At 68.0% G+C, this 4,320-nt stretch carries 7 protein-coding genes; 5 read left to right on the top strand and 2 right to left on the bottom strand.

Going from position 1 to position 4,320, the window contains the following annotated elements; translation table 11 throughout:
* A partial coding sequence (locus tag IE321_RS40895; RefSeq protein WP_190226695.1) for an RNA polymerase sigma factor occupies positions 1-689 on the top strand: 689 nt, incomplete at its 5' end.
* 112 nt (positions 690-801) lie between these two features.
* Here the strand turns inward: IE321_RS40895 and IE321_RS40890 are convergent.
* On the bottom strand, positions 802-1,374 hold the full coding sequence (locus tag IE321_RS40890) for a hypothetical protein (RefSeq protein ID WP_190226694.1): 573 nt from the start codon (positions 1,372-1,374) through the stop codon (positions 802-804).
* On the opposite strand from IE321_RS40890, the gene IE321_RS40885 reads away from it, so the two are divergent.
* The 3 genes from IE321_RS40885 (at position 1,373) to IE321_RS40875 (ending at position 3,181) form a co-directional block, all read left to right on the top strand.
* Positions 1,373-1,741 carry a transposase gene (locus IE321_RS40885; RefSeq protein WP_190226693.1) on the top strand — a complete coding sequence of 123 codons (369 nt, stop codon included), beginning with the start codon at positions 1,373-1,375 and terminating at the stop codon, positions 1,739-1,741. The genes IE321_RS40890 and IE321_RS40885 overlap by 2 nt on opposite strands.
* Before the next feature lie 156 nt (positions 1,742-1,897).
* The gene (locus tag IE321_RS40880) at positions 1,898-2,464 is read left to right on the top strand and encodes a hypothetical protein (protein WP_190226692.1); all 567 of its coding nucleotides are present in this window, start codon (positions 1,898-1,900) and stop codon (positions 2,462-2,464) included.
* 156 nt (positions 2,465-2,620) lie between these two features.
* The gene (locus IE321_RS40875) at positions 2,621-3,181 is read left to right on the top strand and encodes a YrhB domain-containing protein (protein WP_190226691.1); all 561 of its coding nucleotides are present in this window, start codon (positions 2,621-2,623) and stop codon (positions 3,179-3,181) included.
* Between the two features lie 23 nt (positions 3,182-3,204).
* Here IE321_RS40875 and IE321_RS40870 read toward each other — a convergent pair whose 3' ends face one another.
* Positions 3,205-3,687 carry a transposase gene (locus tag IE321_RS40870; protein WP_190226690.1) on the bottom strand — a complete coding sequence of 161 codons (483 nt, stop codon included), beginning with the start codon at positions 3,685-3,687 and terminating at the stop codon, positions 3,205-3,207.
* A 323-nt stretch (positions 3,688-4,010) separates the two neighbouring features.
* Here IE321_RS40870 and IE321_RS43110 point away from each other — a divergent pair.
* On the top strand, positions 4,011-4,320 hold a 310-nt coding region (locus IE321_RS43110), incomplete at its 3' end, for an SDR family NAD(P)-dependent oxidoreductase (protein WP_308439758.1).

Below are 4,320 nucleotides of genomic sequence, written 5' to 3'. Positions count from 1 at the left end.
AGAACCTGCCCGCTTCCCGCGCCGACGCCGAGGACGTCGTCCAGGACGCCTACCTACGCGTCCTCGTCAACCGCGGCAAGACGACGATCGACAACCCCTACGCCTACCTCTGTACGGTCATCCGCAACCAGGTCAAGGACCTCAGCCGCCGCAGGACGGCCGCCCCTTTCGACACCACCGCCCCCACCTCCAAAGCACACAGCGTCCTGTGGGTCAGCGACCTCGACGACGAGGACACCGACGCCATCCTCGATGCCCGTCCCGCCCTCCTGGAACTGACCGGCTCCCAGCGCCGCCTCGTCCTGCTCCAGGAGGGCTGGGGCTACACCCAAAGCCAGATCGCCGAACTCACCGGCATCCACCGGGGAACCGTCGCCACCCACATCCGCCGCGCCAAGAGCAAGCTCACCGCCGCCCTCACCGCCGTCATCCTCACGGGCATCGCCCTCGCCGCCGTCGGACACCGCGAACTGGCCGAACTGCTCCGCTGGATCATCATCGGCTCCCACAGCCACCCCGACCACGACACCACCGACGGCCCGACTCGCCTCATCGCTCTGGTCCCGGCTGCCACCGCACTGGGCCGCCACGCTTTGAGGGCCGGTCTCAACCCGTGCCTCCGCCTGCCGCCCGAATCCTCCCTGCGAGACACGCTCCGAGCACTCCGGCAGCGCAACCCTCGCAGATAGAACCCGCACGCACGCCGGCCAGCCGGCCGGCCACCACGAACCTTCCCGTCACGATCCTGAGCAGCCCTGTCATGCGGACGCTCACCCCCGTGCCCCTCCCCCGGTGACCGGCTCACGCACGACCACCGCGCGTGCACCACCGGAAGGAGCACTGGGCAACCCAGCGCCCCCACCTGACCACCGCCCTTTCCGGGCGTTGCCGAGGAGGGGCCGACCGTCGAGAGCAGCCAAGGGCGGGACCTACGACGGCTTCGCCCCCGAAGGACACGACCGCTCTGAGCTGGACATCCACGGCCGGCCCCGGCCTCTGGTCGCCCGCACCCGCGACCGCCACCAGCAGATTCACGAGCGCATCGAACGCGGCGACAGCCTTCGCGCCATCGCGCGCGACCTCCAGCTCAGCCGCGGCACGGTCGACCGCTTCGCACGCGCCGCCGGCGTCGATGAACTTCTCATCGCAGCCACCAATCGGTCCTCCCTGATCGACGACTACCGCCTCTACCCGCACCATCGCTGGACGGAGGGCTGCACCAACGCCTCCGCCCTTACCCGGGAGATCCAGCGACTGGGCTACCACGGCGACGTCAACACCGTCCGCCGGCACCTGAAGCCCTATCAGCGGTGCCATCCCGGTCACCGCCCCCTTGCCCCACCTGACCGTCCGCAGGGTCACCGACTGGGTCATGCGCCGGCCCGAGCGCCTCACAGACGTTGAACGAAAGGGTCTCGACGAACTGTGCGAGCGGAATCCCGCGCTGGCGCCGACGGTCGAGTACGCCCGTCGGCTGGCACTCATGGTCCGTGATCGCCGCGGTGAGCACCTGGCTCTCGATGTCTGGATCGCCGACGTCCGCCTCGACGGACAACGCGAACTCCGAACCCTGGCAAGCGGCATGCGGCGCGACCGCGCGACCATCCAGGCCACCCTCACCACGACCTACACGTCCGGAGCAGTCGAAGGTAACGTCACCAGGATCAAGCTGCTGAAGAGACAGATGTACGGCCGCGCCAACTTCGGTCTTCTACGAAGCCGCATCCTGCTCTCACCATGATCAACTCGCCACCACCCCCAAATCAGCGACAGAGCCCAGAAGTTGGACCAGAAACGAGTTTCAGCAGCGCTCAGTAGTGCGACTCGGGACTGGTGTCGTGCGTCCCGAAGGTGGGGTGGCCGCGGAGCCCGGCAGCGTGCCGCGTACGGTCAACGTATGCACGATGAGCAAGACCAGGATCGGGGCAATGATCAGCCCGCGCTGGAGCAGGCCGCCACGTCTGCTGACATCAGCGGTGGGGCAGCGTGCCAAGCGGTGCTTTTCGTGTGCGCGACGTGTGGCGCCCCCTTGACGGAACCACTTACCCGGCTGCCGGCAGTTCCCGAGCCGCCGTTCTTCGCGTGGTGGGATGCGGACGAGCCGGGCCCGTCGCCGGCGACCGTACCGTCAGGCTGCTACGCCATCGAGACGGAGCCCTACGGCGCCCCCTTGGTCGCCACCGACGTCCCCGGGCCGGCGATGCCGCGCCGCGGGACGATAGGCAACGTGGACGGGCAATGGCTGGTGTCGCAGGGCCCGCGAGGCAACATCGTCATCAACCCGGACGACGCGCGCGGCCTGACTCTGCAGCACGCCTCCTCCGCCTGCTGCGGAGCGACCCCGGATGGCGGAATGAACCAGCTGTGCGCCTGCGGAACGCTCGTCGCGACCCTCTGCTCCGACTGCTGCCTGCCGTACGAACTCCATCTCTCAGCCGACCACGTCCGAGCCATCCACCCTTGAGCGCCGAGGTCGCCGTAAGCGATCGTCGGGTTACCCCACACCTCGGAGAATCAGCAGCGTTGGCTCTGTTCACGTGCGTCCACTGCGGTCTGCCAAGACGTGAAGCAAGCAGGAAACTTGGGGGTAGCCATCCGGGCCGTACGAGATGCTGCCAAAGTGATTGAACGAGATGCCGCAGTTCAGATCGTTGAGGAAGAACTGGAACGCGACTACCAACGGGAGCTTTCACTTGGGCTTGTCCCGATGCGCACGGCTGTGTCGCATGTGGAGCAGCATGAGTTGGTATGGATCATTTACTGGACATCCGAGGAGTACCTGCGCACCCGAAACCCAGACTTCGCGCTGGCCGGGAATGGGCCGTACCTTGTCGACCGCGTGGACGGGAGCCTGCATCAGATCGGTGTCGTCTCCGCAGTAATGGACGCGTGGGAGGCGGACTACCGAGTCCGCATTCGAAGGCAGGTCACGCGGACCGCAGTGGACGATCTGCACGATGAGGTCCGGGCGGTGGCAGGCGCTCGCGGGAGGGTTCATGCCATGCACATCCTGCGCCAAAGAGTGCCCGTGCTCTCCCACGCTCAGATCATCGAGTACGTGACCGCCTTGCAGCATGGCGATGCTCCGGCACACCTTGTAGAGGTCTCCTCCAGGGAGCTGGTGCCGCCCACTGACCCGTTCTTGTCCGTGGTCACCATTCGCAGAGCCGCGAACCGTTGAGGTGCTGACAGCAGCAGCTGCCCTCACGAAGCGAGGAGGACTCGCTTGCGCGGCAGCGAGAGGCCAGCGCGGCCGTACGTCTGGCGCTTGAGCATTTTGATCAGGTTGACGTGCCCTTCCACGGCACCTGAGCTCCAGGGCTGAGTCAGGCCGGCGATGACGGCGTCGCGGTCGCGGCCGATGCCTGCGGCGAGGGTGTGGAGGGTGGGCAGGTCGTCTTGCCGGACGGCATCGAGCCAGTCGGGCAGGCGCTCCCCCTGGCGCGCGGTGAGCATGGTCGCGAAGGAGCGGACGTGCCTGGTGAGGGCGTCGATCTCGGGGCAGTGCGTCCGGACGGCCTTGAGTTGGAGTTGCTCGGTTTCGGTGAGGGTGTCCGGACGGCGGAGGATCCATCCGGCGACGGTTCGGGGCGTGGGCGGCCGGGCGTTCACCGGCCGCGGTGAGGTGCGCTTGTCGCGCAGGTAGGCGCGAACGCGCTGGTAGCTGCCCTGGTAGCCGAGTGGCACGTTCGTGCGGCAGACCCTTCTCCTCCCACAGCTTCCAGGCGTTGGTGCAGCCCTCGCTCCAGCGGTCGTCCAGATAGGGCTTGTAGTCGTCGAGGACGGAGGGCCGGTTCTGCCGCTGACCGGTGAACAGCTCCTCCGGCATCGCGGCGCCTGCGAGCTGCTTGACGGTGCGGTAGGTCATCCCGAGCTGCCGTTGCGCCGTCACTCAGCGTGGGCGCGTCACAGAACCTGAACCAGAACCTCTTCACGTGGACAGAGCCAGCCATCTGGCCTCCGTCTCGGGTCCATCCCCGCGCGGGCGGGGAGCAGTCTTGGTGTAGTTCATGGGTACTTCCTGGGTGGGGTCCATCCCCGCGGGCGCGGGGAGCAGACAGGACCTGGAGACCATCCAGATCGGGGCCGGCAAGGGTCCATCGGATGCCGTCGCCTCCCGGTGCATGAAGTGCCCGGATGGGGTGAGACGCCGGGGCATGAGAACACGCCGCACGGACCCGGTACGGGGCAAGGTGGTCGTGGTCACCGGCGCGTCGAGCGGCATCGGGCGCGCCGTCGGACTCGCGTTCGCCCGGCGCGGCGCCCGGGTCGTGCTCGCGGCGCGCAGCGCGGACGTGCTGTGCGCCGAGGCCCGCCGCT

The organism is Streptomyces hydrogenans, assembly GCF_014656075.1.
Classification (GTDB): Bacteria; Actinomycetota; Actinomycetes; order Streptomycetales; family Streptomycetaceae; genus Streptomyces; species Streptomyces hydrogenans.
This window is presented reverse-complemented; position numbering and strand designations above follow the sequence as displayed.